The following is a 17,443-nucleotide window of genomic DNA, read 5'->3' as shown; positions in this document are numbered from 1 at the left end:
AATGCGGGTATTGATCGTTAAAACCTCTTCGATGGGTGATGTGCTGCATACGCTGCCCTCGCTGACGGATGCCATGCAGGCCATTCCCGGCATTCGTTTTGACTGGGTGGTGGAAGAAGGCTTCGCGCAGATCCCCACCTGGCATGAAGCGGTCGACCGAGTGATCCCGGTGGCTATCCGCCGCTGGCGCAAAGCATGGTTCTCCGCACCGATTAAAGCTGAACGTAAAGCCTTCCGCGATGCGGTACAGGCTCAGCATTACGATGCCATCATTGACGCGCAGGGGCTGGTCAAAAGCGCCGCGCTGGTGACGCGTCTGGCGCGCGGCGTAAAGCACGGCATGGACTGGCAAACCGCCCGCGAGCCGCTGGCGAGCCTGTTCTATAACCGTCGGCACCATATTGCTAAACAGCAGCACGCCGTGGAACGCACCCGCGAGCTGTTTGCCAAAAGCCTCGGCTATGCGAAACCACACATGCAGGGCGATTACGCCATTTCTCAGCATTTTCTTCACGGTTCGCTGCCTGACAACGCGCCGTATCTGATTTTTCTCCACGCGACCACCCGGGACGATAAACACTGGCCGGAAGCACACTGGCGCGAACTGATTGGCCTGCTTGGCAACGCGGGACTGCGCATCAAACTGCCGTGGGGTGCACCGCACGAAGAGGCACGAGCCAGACGCCTGGCAGACGGGTTTGATTACGTGGACGTTCTGCCGCGCATGAAGCTGGATGGCGTGGCACAAGAGCTGGCAGGTGCCGCGGCAGTGGTTTCCGTCGATACGGGCTTAAGCCACCTGACGGCCGCGCTGGACAGACCTAATATTACGCTTTACGGCCCAACGGACCCGGGTCTTATCGGCGGCTACGGAAAAAATCAATATGTCTGCCGCCCGGAACATTCATCGCAGCTGAGCGACCTCAGTGCCGCTGCGGTATTTGCGCAATTAGAGCCTTTGCTGGCAGCAGAGAGAGCCTATGTCTGATTTTTTCTCAGCGGAGCGCCCACCAAAGCGCGTGCTGATCATTAAATTGCGTCACCACGGTGACGTTCTGCTTACCTCGCCGGTGTTTACCGTGCTGAAAAAGAACTGGCCGGACGTGGAAGTTGACGCGCTGGTCTATGACGACACGCAGGCGATGCTGACCAGCCACCCGCATATCGACCAGGTGCATACCATTGGGCGCAACTGGCGTAAAAAGGGCTGGTTTGAACAATTCCGTCTCTACCGTGCGCTGCTGAGTACCCTGAAAGGCCGTCAGTACGATGTACTGATTAACCTGACCGAACACTGGCACGGCGCACGTCTGGCGCGTCGCCTGAAACCGCGCGTCTCCGTGGGCTTTCGGCCTGATAAACGCGGTGGCCTGGCACGCCGTCGCTGGGTGAAATCCTTCACCACGCTCTACCCGGCGATTCAGGACAACAGCCGCCATATGGTCGAGGTGAACCTGGATGCCCTGCGCCGGATCGGCATTCACCCCCAGTCCGATGAAGATAAGCACACCCTGTTTGTACCGGGCGACGCGGCGGAAGCGTCTGTCGCCGAAAAACTGGCCGGATTCGGGCTCCAGAGTAAATCCTATATTCTGGTGCATCCAACGTCGCGCTGGATGTTTAAGGCCTGGGATATCAAAAAGCTGGCGGCCACCATCGATAACCTGGCGGCTCGCGGCCTGCCGATTATCCTCTCCGCTGCACCGTCAAAAGACGAGAAGGCCTACATGGATGAGTTGCGTGCCGCACTCACCCAGCCGGTGTTTGATTTAAGCGGTCAGCTGAATCTCAAAGAGCTGGGCGCACTGATGAAACACGCGCGGGTTTACTTCGGCGTGGACTCCATGCCAATGCACCTCGCGAGTGCCGTCGGTACGCCGACCGTTGCCATCTTCGGCCCAACCGGAGCCATTAAATGGGCACCGTGGGGCGTTAATTATCGCGTGATCGTTGCCGGGTTTACCTGCCAGCCGTGCGGTAAAGCGGGTTGCGGCGACGGCGGTGTCTCTGACTGCATCACGGCCATCACGCCGCAGCAGGTGCTGAGCGCCATCGACACAATGCTCCTGGAAAATCCTGCATGAAGCTGGCGATAGTCCGACAGACTTACAACCCCAACGGTGGTGCGGAGCGTTTTGTCTCCCGTGCGCTGAACGTACTGGCACAGGACACGTCGCTCGACGTCACGCTGATCGCCCGCCAGTGGGAAGATGCTTCCGGCTGGAAAACGCTGACGGTGAACCCACCGTTTCGTAACCGCATCGCGCGGGAATCTGGTTTTGCCGCCGAAGCCGCCGCGCATTTCGCACAGTTCGATATTGTGCAAAGCCACGAGCGCATCCCGGGAGCAACCATCTTCCGCGCAGGCGATGGCGTTCACGCCACCTGGCTTGAGCAGTATGGCCGCATTCTGTCGCCACTGGCGCGCTGGGCGCAGTCGCTGAGCCGCTATCACCGCTATATTTTGCAGGCGGAAGCACAGATGTTTACCCATCCGCAGCTGCGCAAGGTGATCTGTAATTCGAAAATGGTGCGCGATGATATCGCCCGTCGTTTTGCCCTGTCGGATGACAAGCTGACGGTGATATACAACGGCGTGGATACTGCGCATTTCAGCCCGGATGTCCGCGCGCTGTCGCAGCGCGATACGCTCGGTATCCCGCAGCATGCGCCGGTTCTGGCGTATGTCGGCTCCGGCTTTAGCCGTAAAGGTGTGGCCACTGCGCTACGCGCCATCGTGCCTCATCCTGACGTCTGGCTGCTGGTTGCCGGACGCGATAAGCATGCGCGTAAGTTTGAAAAGCTCGCCCGAACGCTGGGCGTGGCGTCACGGGTGCGTTTCCTCGGCCCGGTGGCAGATGTCCGTGAGGTCTACGGCACGGCTGATGCCCTGATCCTGCCGACGCTCTACGACCCGTTCCCGAATGTCTGCGTGGAAGCGCTGGCCTGCGGTCTGCCGCTGCTTACCAGCCACGGCTGTGGTGCTGCAGAGTGGATTGAAGAGGGCAAAAACGGCTGGGTATGCGACGCGCTGGATAGCGAAGGTTACCAGCAGGCCATCACTCAATGGCTAAAAGGCCGCAATCAGGGTGTCGATTATTCCGCTGCCGCACGCGCAACAGCGGAACCGTATACCCTGGACAGAATGGCCAAAGAGCTGCAGGCGCTTTATCGCGATTTACTGCGCTGAGCCGCATCGGAGAAAACCTTCTCCATCGCGTCCAGCATACATTCGCGGGTAAAGTGGGTGCTCAGGTAATCATACCCCTGCTGCGCCAGCGTCTCGCGGAGGGTGGCATCGTCACAGAGCTTCACAATTGCATCGCACAGCGCGTTTTCATCGCGCTGTGCGATCAAAATCCCCGTCTGACCATTAATCACCGCATCTCCCGTACCACCTGCGTCAGTGGCAATAGTGGCAATGCGGGAGGCTAATGATTGCAGCACGCCCTGCGGCACACCTTCCATATCGTGAGACGGGCTGAGCGCAATATCAAAGGCCGGGAACCAGCGTTCAGGGTCGCTGCGATGCCCCGCCATCACCACGCGCTGCTGCAACCCCAGACCCACAATCTCCTGCTCCAGCGTCGCTTTATGCGGCCCTTCACCGACAATCGCCAGTTTGAGGTGCGGGTTGTCGATCTTCGCCAGCGCGCGCAGCAAAACGCTGTGTCCTTTGTTCGGACGCAGGTGCGATACCACGCCAAGCCAGAAGTCATCCTGCGATAGCCCACAGTGCGCACGCGCCTCGTGCTTATCCCCCGGACGGAAACGCTGCGTATCCACGCCGCTTGGCACCGACGTGCTCTGGGACATCGGTACGCCAATATTCGCCACCTGGTGACGCAGCGCTTCGCCAGTCGTTACGATATGCGCGCAGGCGGTGCGAAACAGCCAGCGGGTGGTCCAGTTATTACGCGGCACGCCTGAGGCATGGCGGGTACGCACCAGCGGCACCGGGTTTGCGAGCGTCAGGTTCGCCAGTGCCACCAGCCAGGTATCGGCAGAGTTATGGCTATTGATGACATCAATGGACTGACGGTTAGCCTTCAGCCAGCGGCGCAGCAACTGCAGGTTTTTAAGGTTCTTACGCTTTAACGGCATAGTGACAACCGTTAACCCGGCATCACGCGCCAGCGCATGCAGCGGCGCGGTTTCCGGACAAAGAATGGTCACCTGATGGCCACGCTGAATCATCCCTAGCGATTCGTTAATAATGCGCAGAGGCTGTCCGCCTTTGCCGCCGTCTGCTTCAGTGTGAACAATATGCATACATTTCCTGTTAAGAATCTCGCCAGCGTGACGCTAATTTGCCGCCTGACGGGATCTTTGTCCCGCCAGGCATATGTTTTTAGTATCCACCAGATATAATACAGCACGAATGGTATCACCAATATGGGTGGCCTGCCCTGAACACAACGGAGAAAGCATGTCCGACAAACCTTTATTGAGCCTTGTGGTCGCCGTCTATAACGGTGAAAAATTCCTGAGTGCATTTTTCGACAGCATCAAAGCTCAACATCTGGACAGTCTGGAGCTGGTCGTTGTGAACGACGGGTCAAATGACAACTCTGCGGCCATCATTGCGCAATACGCCAGTGAATTCCCGTTCTACAAGGTGATTGACCAGGCCAACCAGGGCGTATCCGCAGCCCGCAATACCGGCCTGGCAGAAGCGACGGGCGAGTATGTTGCATTCCCGGACATCGACGATGTGATCTATCCGGGCATGTATCCGCGCCTGCTTGAGATGGCTAAAAAGAACGATCTCGATGTCGCGACCTGCAACGGCACCTATATTTACGATGACGGAAGACCGTCAAAGAAAATCTTCCCGTCAGACAAACTGCAATCTACCGACGTGCTGGACGGCCCAACGTGGCTACAGCGCGCGCTGGCATCACGTAAATTCCTGCACGTCACCTGGCTGAATATTTATCGCCACGCGTTCATTAAAGAGCAGGGCTTCACCTTTGAACATGGCCTGCGTCATCAGGATATTCCGTGGACGACCGAAGTGCTGCTGACCGCCAGACGCGTGCAGTACACCGACGAAACCTTCTACGACTACCTTATTCACTCCGCCTCGGTGTCACACACGCCGGGTACGGATGACTCGCGCATGCGTAACGCACGCCACTACATGAAAATCCTTGAGATGCTGGATGTTATCAACCAGCGCTACCCGGATACCGTGCGCCGGGTTCCGGCTTGCCAGTGGCAAATCGCGAAAGAGGGGCTGGGCATTCTCCACGCCATTAACAACATTGGCGATCTCAGCAAAAAACGCGAAATCATCCGCGAACTGTTCGACCGGGGGATCTGGGCACTGATCTGGAAAAACGCCCGTGGGCTGCGCCAGCACTGGCGACTGGGCCGCCGTTATTTCCGTTTAAAACGGTATCTGGCATAAGAGATAGCTTTACCTGGCTTAAATGCTTAGAATTTGCCCGCCGAAACTAAAAAAAACGGATAATCGCTTGGAATTGTTGTATACCGCCCTGCTCTACATCATTCAGCCACTGGTGTGGCTGCGACTGTTGCTTCGTAGCCGTAAAGCGCCTGCGTATCGTAAACGCTGGGCTGAACGCTATGGTTACTGCCGCAATAAAGTCGCCCCGGACGGTATTTTGCTGCATTCCGTTTCTGTTGGCGAAACGCTGGCGGCGATCCCGCTGGTTCGCGCCCTGCGCCACCGCTATCCGTCACTGCCGATCACCGTCACCACCATGACGCCGACCGGCTCTGAGCGCGTGATGTCCGCATTCGGTAAAGACGTTCATCACGTCTATCTGCCTTACGATCTGCCCTGCGCCATGAGCCGTTTCCTGGACACCGTTCGCCCGAAGCTTGTGATCGTGATGGAAACTGAACTGTGGCCAAATATGATTTCCGCCCTGCATGCCCGTAAAATCCCGCTGGTGATTGCCAACGCCCGTCTCTCAGAGCGGTCGGCGAAAGGCTACGGCAAGCTGGGTAAATTTATGCGTCGCCTGCTCAGTAAGATCACGCTGATTGCTGCGCAGAACGAAGAAGACGCAGCGCGCTTTCTCTCTCTGGGCCTGAAACGCAACCAGCTTGCGGTGACGGGCAGCCTGAAGTTCGATATTTCCGTCACGCCTGAACTCGCCGCCCGTGCGGTGACGCTGCGCCGCCAGTGGGCACCGCGTCGTCAGGTCTGGATTGCCACCAGTACCCACGACGGTGAAGAAGCGGTCATCCTGCAGGCTCACCGTACGCTGCTGGAAAAATTCCCTGATTTATTGCTGATCCTGGTTCCTCGCCATCCGGAGCGTTTTAAAGATGCCCGTGAAATGGTGCAAAAAGGCGGTTTCAGCTTCACCCTGCGCAGCAGCGGTGAGATCCCGTCCGGCAGCACCCAGGTGGTGATTGGCGATACGATGGGCGAACTGATGCTGCTGTACGGCATTGCTGACCTCGCTTTTGTCGGTGGCAGTCTGGTCGAGCGCGGTGGTCATAACCCGCTGGAGCCTGCCGCGCATGCCATTCCGGTGCTGATGGGGCCACACACGTTTAACTTCAAAGATATCTGCGCTAAATTGCAGCAAGCCGATGGTTTAATTACCGTAACCGACGCGGATTCGGTGGTGAAGGAGGTTTCGACCCTTCTGACCGACGAAGATTACCGCCTGTGGTATGGTCGTCATGCCGTCGAAGTGCTGCATCAGAACCAGGGCGCACTGACCCGTCTGCTGCAACTTCTGCAACCTTATCTGCCTCAGCGGAGCCACTAATGTCAACGCGTCTGTCGGTCGTGATGATCGCCAAAAACGCCGCCGACCTGCTTCCGGACTGCCTGGCTTCTGTCGCCTGGGCTGACGAAATTGTCCTGCTCGATTCCGGTAGCACGGACAACACGGTGGAGGTCGCCCGCGCAGCGGGTGCAAAAGTGTATACCAACACCGACTGGCAGGGTTATGGCATCCAGCGCCAGCGCGCGCAGGAGTACGCCACCGGTGATTACGTGCTGATGCTCGACACCGACGAGCGCATCACGCCGGAATTGCAGCAAGCCATTCAGACCGTGCTCGCCGCACCTCATCCTGGCGCGGTATACAGCATTGCGCGTCGTAACTACTTCCTCGGTCGTTTTATGCGCCACAGCGGCTGGTATCCTGACCGCGTGATGCGCCTGTATGAGCGCGAGCAGTATCAGTACAACAATAATCTGGTGCACGAATCCCTGGCCTGTGACAACGCTCAGGTGATCCCCCTGACGGGCGATCTGCTCCACCTGACCTGCCGGGATTTCGCCAGTTTCCAGCGTAAACAGCTCAACTACGCCACCGCATGGGCACAGGAACGCCACCAGCGCGGCAAGAAGGCCACGCTGACCGGTATTTTTACCCACACGCTGGGCGCGTTTCTGAAAACGCTGCTGCTGCGCGGTGGGGTGCTGGACGGAAAACAGGGCTGGCTACTGGCGGTGGTGAATGCCCAGTATACTTTTAACAAATACACCGAGCTGTGGGCGCTCTGCCGCGGCTACTCAGAGAAAACGTGAGCCATGAGCACAAAAGCGATTTATCCGGGTACCTTCGATCCGATCACCAACGGTCATCTTGATATCATCACCCGTGCGACGAGCATGTTCGACAAGGTGATTCTGGCGATTGCCGCCAGCCCCAGCAAAAAGCCGATGTTCAACCTCAACGAGCGCGTTGCGCTGGCTACCGCGGCGATCTCGCACCTGCCGAACGTTGAAGTGGTAGGGTTCAGCGACCTGATGGCCAATTTCGCCCGCACCCAACAGGCCAATATCCTGATCCGTGGTTTACGCGCGGTGGCTGACTTCGAGTATGAGATGCAGCTGGCGCACATGAACCGCCACCTGATGCCGGAGCTGGAAAGTGTGTTTCTGATGCCATCCAAAGAGTGGTCGTTTATCTCCTCCACGCTGGTGAAAGAGGTGGCTCGTCATCACGGCGATGTGACCCATTTCCTGCCAGTGAATGTCCATCAGGCGTTGATGGAGAAACTGAAGTAAATCTTTTGCCCGGTGTCGCTGTGCTTGCCGGGCCTACGCTTACTTCTGGCACTGACGGCAGTAGAACGTGGCACGCTGGGCGTGTTTCGTTGCAATAATTGGCGTGCCGCAGACTCTGCACGGCTCGCCTTTACGGCCATACACCTGCAACTCCTGCGCAAAATAACCCGGCTTACCGTCGCTCTGCAGGAAGTCCTTCAGCGTCGTCCCTCCCTGCTCAATTGAACGCAGCAGCACCGCTTTAATCACCCTGACCAGCAGTTCGCACTCCTGTGCCGACAGCGAAGAGGCCAGCCGATCGGGATGGATCCCGGCAGCAAACAGCGATTCACTGGCATAAATATTCCCCACGCCGACCACCAGCTTGTTATCCATCAGCCAGGGTTTGATCGGGGTTTTCTTCTTCGCACACTTCGCTTTCAGGTATTCCGCGTTAAAGGCCTCTGAGAGCGGCTCTGGCCCCAGGTGTGCCAGCACGCTATGTCCTTCAAGCTCTTTGGTCCATAGCCACGCGCCAAAGCGTCGTGGGTCGGTATAACGCAGCACTTTACCGTTACTCATCACCAGATCGACGTGGTCGTGCTTTTCCGCAGGCAGTTCTTCAGTAAGGATGCGCAGGCTCCCGGACATCCCCAGATGGATGATGATCCAGCCATCTGGCAGCTCCAGCAGCAGATACTTGGCACGGCGCTGGACGCTGAGAACGGGTTTGTCGCTCAGGGCATGGATCTCATCGGAAACCGGCCAGCGGAGACGACCATTTCGGATAACAGCATGAAGAATGGTCGCGCCGACCAGATGGGGCTCAATACCGCGACGGCTGGTCTCTACCTCAGGTAATTCAGGCATGGTTCCTCCGTTGAGAGATGCAGAATGCAAAAAACCCCGCAGTTGCGGGGTTTTTCAATACAAGGAGACTAAAATTATTTAATTTTAGCTTCTTTGTACAGTACGTGCTGGCGTACAACTGGATCGAATTTTTTCAGTTCCAGTTTTTCCGGCTTAGTACGTTTGTTCTTCGTGGTGGTGTAGAAGTGACCTGTACCAGCAGAAGAAACCAGCTTGATTTTCTCGCGAATACCTTTAGCCATGATTTATTTCCTCTTTAAGTACTTAGTACTTTTCGCCACGGGCACGCAGTTCGGACAGAACTGTATCGATGCCTTTCTTATCAATTACACGCATACCTTTAGCAGATACGCGCAGGGTGACAAAACGCTTCTCGCTCTCAACCCAGAAACGGTGAGAGTGCAGGTTCGGCAGGAAACGGCGTTTAGTCGCGTTCAGTGCGTGGGAACGGTTGTTACCGGTCACCGGACGCTTGCCAGTAACTTGGCAGACTCGGGACATGTCTATTCTCCAAAAATCAAATTAGCTCGAGCTTCGTATGGGGTATCGGCGCCTCGTCAGGCTTTACAGCCCGGTCATCGCATAGTTCTAAGTGAACTCTCGATTGCCAGGCCCAAATGCCAAACCCGAGATTCTCAAAGGTGGCGTAGTATACGCTGACTCGGCGGTGTGCTCAAGTCCCGAACAGACAAAGATCCCGATGGATCGCGTGAAATGGTCTAAATCCAACCATGTTCTGCAAAAGAAATGTACTCTCCGCGGCCAATTATCAGATGGTCCAGTACACGAATGTCCATGAATTGACAGCATTTGATAATGCGTTCGGTGATTTCTTTGTCAGCTCTGCTCGGTTGTGCACAGCCAGAGGGGTGATTATGCGCGAGGATCACGCCGGCTGCATTCACTTTTATCGCTTCCCGCACAATTTCACGCGGATGAACCTCAACATGGCTCAATGTTCCCGAAAACAGGTGACTATGTTTCAGTATCCGGTTCCTGTTATCGAGAAAGATCACCATAAAGATCTCGCGCTCCGCATCCGCCAGTTGGCTCTGCAGGAATTCACGCGCGCCTTCTGGCGTCAGAACCGGATCTTCTTCTTCCAGACGGACATTGTAAAAACGCCGTGCCAGTTCGGCAATGCCTCTTAACTGAGCGTACTTCGCGACCCCAATCCCCTCAACGTGTCGGAACGCCTCCAGTTCAGCCGTCAGCAAACCGTACAGTGAGCCAAAGTGGTCTATCAAATCGTTGGCCAGCGTAAACACCGTCTTCCCCTGCGTCCCGGTGCGCAAAAAGAGTGCCAGCAGTTCGTCATCTTTTAACAACGTGACGCCATAGCGCAGCAGTTTTTCACGCGGTAGCAGCAGTTCAGTCTCTTCCATGTGCTGTCTCCTTATGTTTGCCATTATGCTGCCACAGGTACATCCGGTGCTCGACGGCCATGTTTCGTTCTTGCGTAACGCCTCGCAAAGTGACTGAAGGACAAAAGCACCCCGATTTTTGGATTGTGATAAAATGCCCGCTCTCTGGTGAAACCCAACAGGAAAGAATCATGATGAGCCTGGCTGGTAAAAAAATCGTTCTTGGCGTGAGCGGCGGTATTGCTGCCTATAAAGCGCCGGATCTGGTGCGTCGTCTGCGCGAACGCGGGGCCGACGTGCGGGTCGCGATAACTGAAGGCGGCAAAGCCTTTATCACTCCTCTGAGCCTGCAGGCCGTTTCAGGGTACCCGGTATCTGACAGCCTGCTTGATCCAGCCGCAGAAGCCGCGATGGGTCATATCGAGCTGGGGAAATGGGCAGACCTGGTTATCCTTGCCCCCGCCACGGCAGATTTAATCGCCCGTGTAGCCGCGGGTATGGCGAACGATCTGGTCTCGACTATTTGCCTGGCGACGCCTGCCCCTGTCGCCGTCGTGCCCGCCATGAACCAGCAGATGTACCGCAATGCCGCCACCCAGCACAATCTGGAGACGCTGTCCTCTCGCGGCTTGTTGATCTGGGGGCCGGACAGCGGCAGCCAGGCCTGTGGCGATATTGGCCCAGGGCGCATGCTTGACCCACTGGCTATCGTCGATATGGCCGCCGCTCATTTTTCGCCTGTCAACGATCTGCAACATCTCAACATCATGATTACCGCGGGCCCAACGCGTGAGCCGCTGGACCCGGTGCGTTACATTACTAACCATAGCTCCGGTAAGATGGGCTTTGCCATTGCTGCCGCAGCGGCAAAACGCGGTGCGAACGTCACGCTGGTGAGCGGCCCGGTCTTGTTGCCTACCCCTCCATTTGTGCAGCGCATTGATGTCACTACCGCACTGGAAATGGAAGCCGCTGTACAGGCACATGCGCAAAATCAGCAGATTTTTATCGGCTGTGCCGCCGTCGCCGATTACCGCGCCGAGACAATTTCTGATGCCAAAATTAAAAAGCAAGGCGATGAATTAACACTAAAAATGGTGAAAAACCCGGATATCGTTGCCGGTGTTGCCGCACTGAAAAGCCATCGTCCTTACGTTGTTGGGTTTGCCGCAGAAACGAATAATGTGGAAGAATATGCCCGGCAAAAACGTACCCGCAAAAACCTCGATTTGATTTGCGCGAACGACGTATCGCTGGCCACACAAGGATTTAACAGCGACAGCAACGCACTGCACCTTTTCTGGCAGGATGGAGATAAAGTCTTACCGCTTGAGCGCAAGGAACTCCTGGGCCAACAATTACTGGACGAGATCGTTACCCGTTATGATGAAAAAAATCGACGTTAAGATTCTGGACCCGCGTGTTGGCGAGCAATTCCCGCTGCCAACCTATGCCACCTCCGGCTCCGCCGGTCTTGACCTGCGCGCCTGTCTCGATGACGCCGTAGAACTGGCTCCGGGTGCAACCACCCTGATCCCGACCGGTCTGGCGATTCACATTGCTGACCCATCACTCGCAGCGGTGATCCTGCCACGTTCTGGCCTGGGTCATAAACATGGCGTCGTGCTGGGTAACCTGGTCGGCCTGATCGACTCTGACTATCAGGGTCAACTGATGGTTTCCGTCTGGAACCGCGGTCAGGACAGCTTCACCGTCGAACCCGGTGAGCGCATCGCACAGATGGTATTCGTACCGGTGGTGCAGGCCGAATTTAATCTGGTGGCAGATTTTGACGCTACCGACCGTGGCGAAGGCGGCTTCGGCCATTCCGGGCGCAAATAATCGCCCGACTGTTACGCATCTCACAGCGCCATAATGCAATAACAAACCGCAAACCGTAGTTTGCGGTCGCTGTGTGGATGCCAGCCTGGCAGTGCTTATTTTCAGGGGTATTTTGTAACATGGCAGAAAAACAAACCGCGAAAAGGAACCGTCGCGAAGAAATACTTCAGTCTCTGGCTCTGATGCTTGAATCCAGCGATGGCAGTCAACGCATCACCACCGCAAAACTGGCGGCCTCTGTAGGCGTGTCGGAAGCGGCACTGTATCGCCATTTTCCGAGCAAAACCCGGATGTTCGACAGCCTGATCGAGTTTATCGAAGACAGCCTGATCACACGCATCAACCTGATTCTGAAAGATGAAAAAGACACCAGCGCGCGTCTGCGTCTGATTGTGCTGTTGATTCTGGGCTTTGGCGAACGTAATCCCGGTTTAACCCGTATCCTGACCGGCCACGCGCTGATGTTCGAACAAGACAGGCTGCAGGGTCGCATTAACCAGCTTTTTGAGCGTATTGAAGCCCAGCTGCGACAGGTACTGCGCGAGAAGAAAATGCGTGAAGGTGAAGGTTACAACACCGATGAAACGCTGCTGGCGGGCCAGCTGCTGGCGTTTTGCGAAGGGATGCTCTCCCGCTTTGTGCGCAGTGAATTCAAATACCGACCAACGGACGATTTTGACGCCCGCTGGCCGTTAGTGGCTGCCCAGTTGCAGTAACACTGTTGCCGGATGGCGTCTTCGCCTTATCCGGCCTACGGTTATGTAGGCCCGGTAAGCGCAGCGCCACCGGGCAGTACATTACACGCCAAACTCTTCCCGATATTTACGCACTGCTGCCAGATGGTCTGCCATCTCTGGCTTCTCTTCCAGGTACGCGATCAAATCTTTCAGTGTGATAATCGACGTCACTTTGCAGCCGTAATCACGTTCCACTTCCTGAATTGCAGAAATTTCGCCGCGACCACGCTCCTGGCGATCCAGAGAAATCAGTACACCTGCAAGCGTAGCGCCGTTAGCCTGGATAATCTCCATCGATTCACGAATAGCAGTGCCTGCGGTGATCACATCGTCCACCAGCATAACGCGGCCCTGCAGCGCACTGCCCACCAGATTGCCGCCTTCGCCGTGGGTTTTGGCTTCTTTACGGTTAAAGCAGTATGGCACATCGCGATCGTGGTGCTCCGCCAGCGCCACCGCCGTAGTGGTCGCAATCGGAATGCCTTTATAAGCCGGGCCAAACAGCAGGTCGAAATCGATCCCGGAATCCACCAGCGCTTCGGCATAGAAACGGCCTAACAATGCCAGATCGCGCCCGGTATTAAACAGCCCGGCGTTGAAGAAATAGGGACTTTTACGCCCGGATTTCAGCGTAAATTCGCCAAACTTAAGTACCTGCTTGTTAAGCGCAAACTCAATAAACTGGCGCTGATACGATTTCATGGATTCGCTCCTTTGGTTTTTTCTGTCTTACAGGCAAAAAAAAGGCGACTCACTGGTCGCCTTTAAAATCAATTTTCTAACGCCGCTTTCTGCGTCGTTACAATGGATTCGATTCCCCCTCGGGCCAGCGCCAGCAAGGTGAGAAGCTCTTCGTGGGTAAACGGCTCGCCTTCCGCTGTGCCCTGCACTTCGATAATGCGACCGTCTTCGGTCATTACCACGTTCATGTCGGTCTCGGCTGCGGAATCTTCAACATATTCCAGATCGCACAGCGCTTCACCGTTAACGATACCGACGGAAACCGCCGCAACCATCCCTTTCATTGGGTTCGTTTTCAGCTTACCGGCAGCAACCAGTTTGTTCAGTGCATCGGCCAGCGCCACACATGCGCCGGTAATCGACGCCGTACGCGTGCCGCCATCAGCCTGGATCACATCACAGTCCAGAGTAATGGTGAATTCACCCAGGGTTTTCAGATCAACGGCTGCACGCAGTGCACGCGCGATCAGACGCTGGATCTCCATAGTACGGCCACCCTGTTTACCCTTTGCCGCTTCGCGGGCGTTACGGGTATGGGTTGCACGTGGCAGCATGCCATATTCCGCAGTGATCCAGCCCTGGCCCTGGCCTTTCAGGAAGCGAGGAACGCCTTCTTCGATAGAGGCAGTACACAGTACCCTGGTGTCACCAAACTCAACCAGCACGGAGCCTTCAGCGTGTTTTGTATAGTTACGGGTCAGGGTGACGGGACGCACCTGATTGGCGCTACGACCTGCTGGACGCATGATGAATTCTCCGGCTTGAAACGAATGTGGCTGCGCATTATACGGATAAAGGACGCTTATTCCTATCCTGAGAAGCCCCTGAAAGCTATAATCCCCCCATCTCTCCTTTAAAAACGGGAATGTCTATGATCCGCAGTATGACCGCCTACGCCCGGCGTGAAATCAAGGGTAGCTGGGGTAGCGCTACCTGGGAAATGCGCTCGGTAAACCAGCGCTATCTGGAAACGTATTTCCGTATGCCGGAGCAGTTCCGCAGTCTTGAGCCTGTGGTGCGTGAGCGAATCCGTACTCGTCTGACACGCGGTAAAGTGGAATGTAACCTGCGCTTTGAGCCGGATGCCAGCGCACAGGGTGAGCTGATCCTCAACGAAAAACTGGCGAAGCAGCTCGTCAATGCCGCGAACTGGGTCAAAATGCAGAGCGATGAAGGTGAAATCAACCCGGTTGATATTCTGCGCTGGCCTGGCGTGATGGCCGCTGGCGAGCAGGATCTGGATGCAATTACTGCGGAAATTCTTGCAGCTCTCGACGGCACGCTGGATGACTTTATTGTTGCCCGCGAAACCGAAGGTCAGGCGCTGAAAGCGCTGATTGAGCAGCGTCTTGAAGGCGTTAGCACCGAAGTGGCTAAAGTTCGCACCCATATGCCAGAAGTGCTGCAATGGCAGCGCGAACGCCTGGTCGCGAAACTGGAAGAAGCTGAAGTTCAGCTGGAAAACAACCGTCTGGAACAAGAACTGGTACTGATGGCGCAGCGTGTGGACGTGGCCGAAGAGCTGGATCGTCTGGAAGCGCACGTTAAAGAGACCTACAACATTCTGAAGAAGAAAGAAGCGGTAGGCCGTCGCCTCGACTTTATGATGCAGGAGTTCAACCGGGAGTCGAACACCCTGGCCTCGAAATCGATCAATGCCGACGTCACCAATTCCGCCATTGAGCTGAAGGTGCTTATTGAGCAGATGCGCGAGCAGATCCAGAATATCGAGTAAATCTCTGAAAGCCCCTGACGGGGCTTTTTTATAGCGTAATCACAATCTTACCGAATGGGCCACTCTCCAGGTGAGCCAGCGCTTCGGGTAGCTGTTCCAGCGTCCAGGTACTGTCGATAACAGGCTTCAGATGTGTCGCATCTACCGCCCGGACGAGATCGGTTAATGCCCGGCGATGCCCAACACCAATGCCCTGAATCACGGCAGATTTCATTAACATCGCTACGGCAGGAACACCAATCTCTGTTCCTTCTAACACTCCAATCAATGAAACCCTTCCTCCGGGAGCAACGGCGGCGACAGAGTGTGCAACGTTACCGCCACCAACCGTATCCACAACATGGTCGATGCCCCGACCACGGCTCAGCGATAACGCCTGTTCCACCCAGTCACCCTGATGACGATTTATGACGAAATCAGCCCCCAGCGCTTTCGCGCGGTCCAGTTTAGCGTCACTGGAAGAGGTGACATAAACCGTTGCCCCCTGCGCTTTGGCAATTTGCAGGGCGAACAGAGCCACACCGCCTGTCCCCTGAACCAGAACGGAATCTCCGGCTTTTAACTGCCCCTGTTCAACCAGGGCAAACCAGGCGGTTAATCCTGCGCAGGGCAGCGTACTGGCCTCGATATCGCTGAGACTCTCCGGGGAAGCCACCAGCCAGTTTTCGTTCACCACAATTTGCTGAGCCAGCATACCAGGATAGGCACCACCGAGCGCAGCCCCGTGGGGTTCGACTGCGCTGCCGGGACGTTTACCGTCTATCCAGTCGGGCGAAAAAGAGGAAATGACCCTGTCGCCAGGCTGAAAGCGGCTCACCTGTTCACCAACAGCCTCAACAACACCTGCCATATCTGACGCAGGCGTTAGCGGAAAAACGGCAGGCATTGCCCCCTCAACAATCAACTTATCACGGTAGTTCAGTGCAACCGCGTTAACACGAACCCGGACGTCAAACGGCCCCGGTTCTGGCTGAGCTTGTGTATCCAGAATAAGGTTGTCGCGCCCGGCTGACTGCATTGTCCAGTACTTCATCTTTTTCTTCCTGTGTCGTCTGACAGATGACACAAGGATAGCGTTGCAATTTACTCACCAGTGCTGATACTTTTTCCTCATATTGGTGTCTCAGGAGCGACAATGCTTAACCGGTTTGATGGTATTGACCTTTTCCTGCAAGTTGTTGAAAGCGGTAGTTTTGCCCGGGCAGCGGAGCGGTTGCACCTGTCGCGTTCTGCCGTAGGTAAGAGCATCGCGCGGCTTGAAAGCAGGCTGGGTGTCAGGTTATTCCTGCGCACCACACGCAGCCAGACGCTAACGGCTGAAGGCTCGCTATTGCTTGAACATGCCCACCGCGCGCACAGCGAAATGGAGGCAGCACAAGCACTTCTGGAAAGCGGCAAACAGATCCTGCGCGGTAAATTACGCGTCTCCTTGCCCGTACTGTTCGGACGTCGCTGCGTCGCCCCGGTTTTACTGGAACTGGCACGAGAGCACCCCAAGCTGGTACTGGAGCTTTCTTTCAGCGATCGCGTGATTAATCTGGTGGATGAAGGGTTTGATTTCGCGGTGCGTAACGGCCAGCTGGAAGACAGCACCGACCTCATTGCCCGCCCACTTTCCTGGCACGACATGCGCCTGTGTGCAGCACCGTCATATCTCGCCCGATATGGCACCCCGGCTTCACCAGATGAACTTATGCAGCATCAGGCTATTTTTTACCTGAACAAAACCAGACCGCTGGAATGGCAGCTCACCATCAATGGTCAAATCGAACGTTTCAAACCTGAAGGGCGGTTCTACATGGACGATCTGGACGCCATTGCCGACGCCGCAGAAGCCGGGGACGGCATTGCCTGGCTTCCTTACTGGCTCATTAACGAACGCCTGCACAGTGGACGCTTAGTTCAGATCCTTCCTGACACCGCCGGTGTCCGGCTTCCTATTCATGCCGTCTGGCCAAAAACGCGCTGGCTGCCGCTGAAGGTTCGCATGGCTGTCGATCGCTTACGTGAGCAACTCCCACAACGCATTGCATTAAAAGATTAGTTTTTATAAGTAAAACTCAAAACAAACACTTGTCGAAATGACATTATTTAATGTCATTTAATCTTTATAAAACATAGAAATAAGACAAATAAAAATAAAACAAACACATTATAAATATTAATC

20 protein-coding genes are annotated in these 17,443 nt (G+C 55.8%); 12 read left to right on the top strand and 8 right to left on the bottom strand.

The features are described 5' to 3' along the window. The first annotated feature begins 1 nt into the window (after position 1). Genes rfaC through ACJ9N4_RS13935 form a run of 3 tightly spaced genes read left to right on the top strand, consistent with a single transcriptional unit; the run spans position 2 to position 3,190 of the window. Positions 2–988, top strand: coding sequence for a lipopolysaccharide heptosyltransferase RfaC (gene rfaC / locus ACJ9N4_RS13945; protein WP_411500568.1), 987 nt, complete (start codon positions 2–4; stop codon positions 986–988). Then, positions 981–2,084, top strand: coding sequence for a putative lipopolysaccharide heptosyltransferase III (rfaQ, locus tag ACJ9N4_RS13940; protein WP_182273103.1), 1,104 nt, complete (start codon positions 981–983; stop codon positions 2,082–2,084). Before rfaC ends, rfaQ begins: the two co-directional genes overlap by 8 nt. After that, positions 2,081–3,190: a glycosyltransferase family 4 protein gene (locus ACJ9N4_RS13935; RefSeq protein WP_182273104.1), complete on the top strand. Its 1,110-nt coding sequence runs from the start codon at positions 2,081–2,083 to the stop codon at positions 3,188–3,190. Before rfaQ ends, ACJ9N4_RS13935 begins: the two co-directional genes overlap by 4 nt. Here ACJ9N4_RS13935 and ACJ9N4_RS13930 read toward each other — a convergent pair. Next, entirely contained in the window at positions 3,169–4,272 is a 1,104-nt protein-coding gene (locus ACJ9N4_RS13930) for a glycosyltransferase family 4 protein (RefSeq protein ID WP_182919206.1), read from the bottom strand. The two genes, ACJ9N4_RS13935 and ACJ9N4_RS13930, sit on opposite strands and share 22 nt — an antisense overlap. A 157-nt stretch (positions 4,273–4,429) precedes the next feature. Between ACJ9N4_RS13930 and ACJ9N4_RS13925 the strand changes: the two genes are divergently transcribed. From ACJ9N4_RS13925 to coaD, 4 genes are all read left to right on the top strand, one after another. Continuing rightward, on the top strand, positions 4,430–5,413 hold the full coding sequence (locus ACJ9N4_RS13925) for a glycosyltransferase (RefSeq protein WP_182919205.1): 984 nt from the start codon (positions 4,430–4,432) through the stop codon (positions 5,411–5,413). A gap of 67 nt (positions 5,414–5,480) precedes the next feature. After that, the gene (waaA, locus tag ACJ9N4_RS13920) at positions 5,481–6,755 is read left to right on the top strand and encodes a lipid IV(A) 3-deoxy-D-manno-octulosonic acid transferase (protein ID WP_182273107.1); all 1,275 of its coding nucleotides are present in this window, start codon (positions 5,481–5,483) and stop codon (positions 6,753–6,755) included. Then, the gene (locus tag ACJ9N4_RS13915; RefSeq protein WP_395122749.1) at positions 6,755–7,525 is read left to right on the top strand and encodes a glycosyltransferase family 2 protein; all 771 of its coding nucleotides are present in this window, start codon (positions 6,755–6,757) and stop codon (positions 7,523–7,525) included. The genes waaA and ACJ9N4_RS13915 overlap by 1 nt, the downstream gene beginning before the upstream one ends. 3 nt (positions 7,526–7,528) lie before the next feature. Next, positions 7,529–8,008, top strand: a complete 480-nt coding sequence (gene coaD, locus ACJ9N4_RS13910; RefSeq protein ID WP_182273109.1) for a pantetheine-phosphate adenylyltransferase — start codon at positions 7,529–7,531, stop codon at positions 8,006–8,008. A gap of 39 nt (positions 8,009–8,047) precedes the next feature. Here coaD and mutM read toward each other — a convergent pair whose 3' ends face one another. The 4 genes from mutM to radC form a co-directional block, all read right to left on the bottom strand. Next, positions 8,048–8,857, bottom strand: coding sequence for a bifunctional DNA-formamidopyrimidine glycosylase/DNA-(apurinic or apyrimidinic site) lyase (gene mutM / locus ACJ9N4_RS13905; protein ID WP_182919204.1), 810 nt, complete (start codon positions 8,855–8,857; stop codon positions 8,048–8,050). 74 nt (positions 8,858–8,931) lie between these two features. After that, positions 8,932–9,099, bottom strand: a complete 168-nt coding sequence (rpmG, locus tag ACJ9N4_RS13900; protein ID WP_003024094.1) for a 50S ribosomal protein L33 — start codon at positions 9,097–9,099, stop codon at positions 8,932–8,934. Between the two features lie 22 nt (positions 9,100–9,121). Beyond that, positions 9,122–9,358, bottom strand: coding sequence for a 50S ribosomal protein L28 (gene rpmB / locus ACJ9N4_RS13895; protein WP_002436699.1), 237 nt, complete (start codon positions 9,356–9,358; stop codon positions 9,122–9,124). Between the two features lie 218 nt (positions 9,359–9,576). After that, positions 9,577–10,242 carry a RadC family protein gene (radC, locus tag ACJ9N4_RS13890; protein ID WP_182273111.1) on the bottom strand — a complete coding sequence of 222 codons (666 nt, stop codon included), beginning with the start codon at positions 10,240–10,242 and terminating at the stop codon, positions 9,577–9,579. Positions 10,243–10,415: 173 nt separating this feature from the next. Between radC and coaBC the strand changes: the two genes are divergently transcribed. The 3 genes from coaBC to slmA all read left to right on the top strand — a co-directional run bounded on the left by coaBC (position 10,416) and on the right by slmA (position 12,779). Further along, positions 10,416–11,627 carry a bifunctional phosphopantothenoylcysteine decarboxylase/phosphopantothenate--cysteine ligase CoaBC gene (gene coaBC, locus ACJ9N4_RS13885; protein ID WP_182274596.1) on the top strand — a complete coding sequence of 404 codons (1,212 nt, stop codon included), beginning with the start codon at positions 10,416–10,418 and terminating at the stop codon, positions 11,625–11,627. After that, positions 11,605–12,063, top strand: a complete 459-nt coding sequence (gene dut / locus ACJ9N4_RS13880) for a dUTP diphosphatase (RefSeq protein WP_182273112.1) — start codon at positions 11,605–11,607, stop codon at positions 12,061–12,063. Before coaBC ends, dut begins: the two co-directional genes overlap by 23 nt. A gap of 119 nt (positions 12,064–12,182) precedes the next feature. Further along, a complete protein-coding gene (gene slmA / locus ACJ9N4_RS13875) occupies positions 12,183–12,779 on the top strand; it encodes a nucleoid occlusion factor SlmA (protein ID WP_182273113.1) in 597 nt (198 codons plus the stop codon). An 81-nt stretch (positions 12,780–12,860) separates the two neighbouring features. On the opposite strand, the gene pyrE is transcribed toward slmA, so the two are convergent. Both pyrE and rph read right to left on the bottom strand, forming a co-directional pair. Beyond that, positions 12,861–13,502 carry an orotate phosphoribosyltransferase gene (gene pyrE / locus ACJ9N4_RS13870; RefSeq protein ID WP_152082717.1) on the bottom strand — a complete coding sequence of 214 codons (642 nt, stop codon included), beginning with the start codon at positions 13,500–13,502 and terminating at the stop codon, positions 12,861–12,863. A gap of 68 nt (positions 13,503–13,570) precedes the next feature. Beyond that, positions 13,571–14,287 carry a ribonuclease PH gene (gene rph / locus ACJ9N4_RS13865; RefSeq protein ID WP_182273114.1) on the bottom strand — a complete coding sequence of 239 codons (717 nt, stop codon included), beginning with the start codon at positions 14,285–14,287 and terminating at the stop codon, positions 13,571–13,573. 125 nt (positions 14,288–14,412) lie between these two features. Between rph and ACJ9N4_RS13860 the strand changes: the two genes are divergently transcribed. Then, positions 14,413–15,276 (top strand): YicC/YloC family endoribonuclease, encoded by an 864-nt coding sequence (locus ACJ9N4_RS13860; RefSeq protein ID WP_182273115.1) that lies wholly within the window; start codon positions 14,413–14,415, stop codon positions 15,274–15,276. Positions 15,277–15,304: 28 nt separating this feature from the next. Here ACJ9N4_RS13860 and ACJ9N4_RS13855 read toward each other — a convergent pair whose 3' ends face one another. Continuing rightward, entirely contained in the window at positions 15,305–16,309 is a 1,005-nt protein-coding gene (locus tag ACJ9N4_RS13855; protein ID WP_232105437.1) for a zinc-dependent alcohol dehydrogenase family protein, read from the bottom strand. Between the two features lie 102 nt (positions 16,310–16,411). Between ACJ9N4_RS13855 and ACJ9N4_RS13850 the strand changes: the two genes are divergently transcribed. Beyond that, positions 16,412–17,320 carry a LysR family transcriptional regulator gene (locus ACJ9N4_RS13850; RefSeq protein ID WP_182919192.1) on the top strand — a complete coding sequence of 303 codons (909 nt, stop codon included), beginning with the start codon at positions 16,412–16,414 and terminating at the stop codon, positions 17,318–17,320. Positions 17,321–17,443 lie beyond the last annotated feature (123 nt).

It is taken from the genome of Enterobacter sp. LM3, assembly GCF_046622475.1.
Lineage (GTDB): Bacteria > Pseudomonadota > Gammaproteobacteria > Enterobacterales > Enterobacteriaceae > Enterobacter > Enterobacter cloacae_P.
Note: the sequence above shows the minus strand (reverse complement) of the source record. Positions and strands in the feature narration are given on the sequence as shown.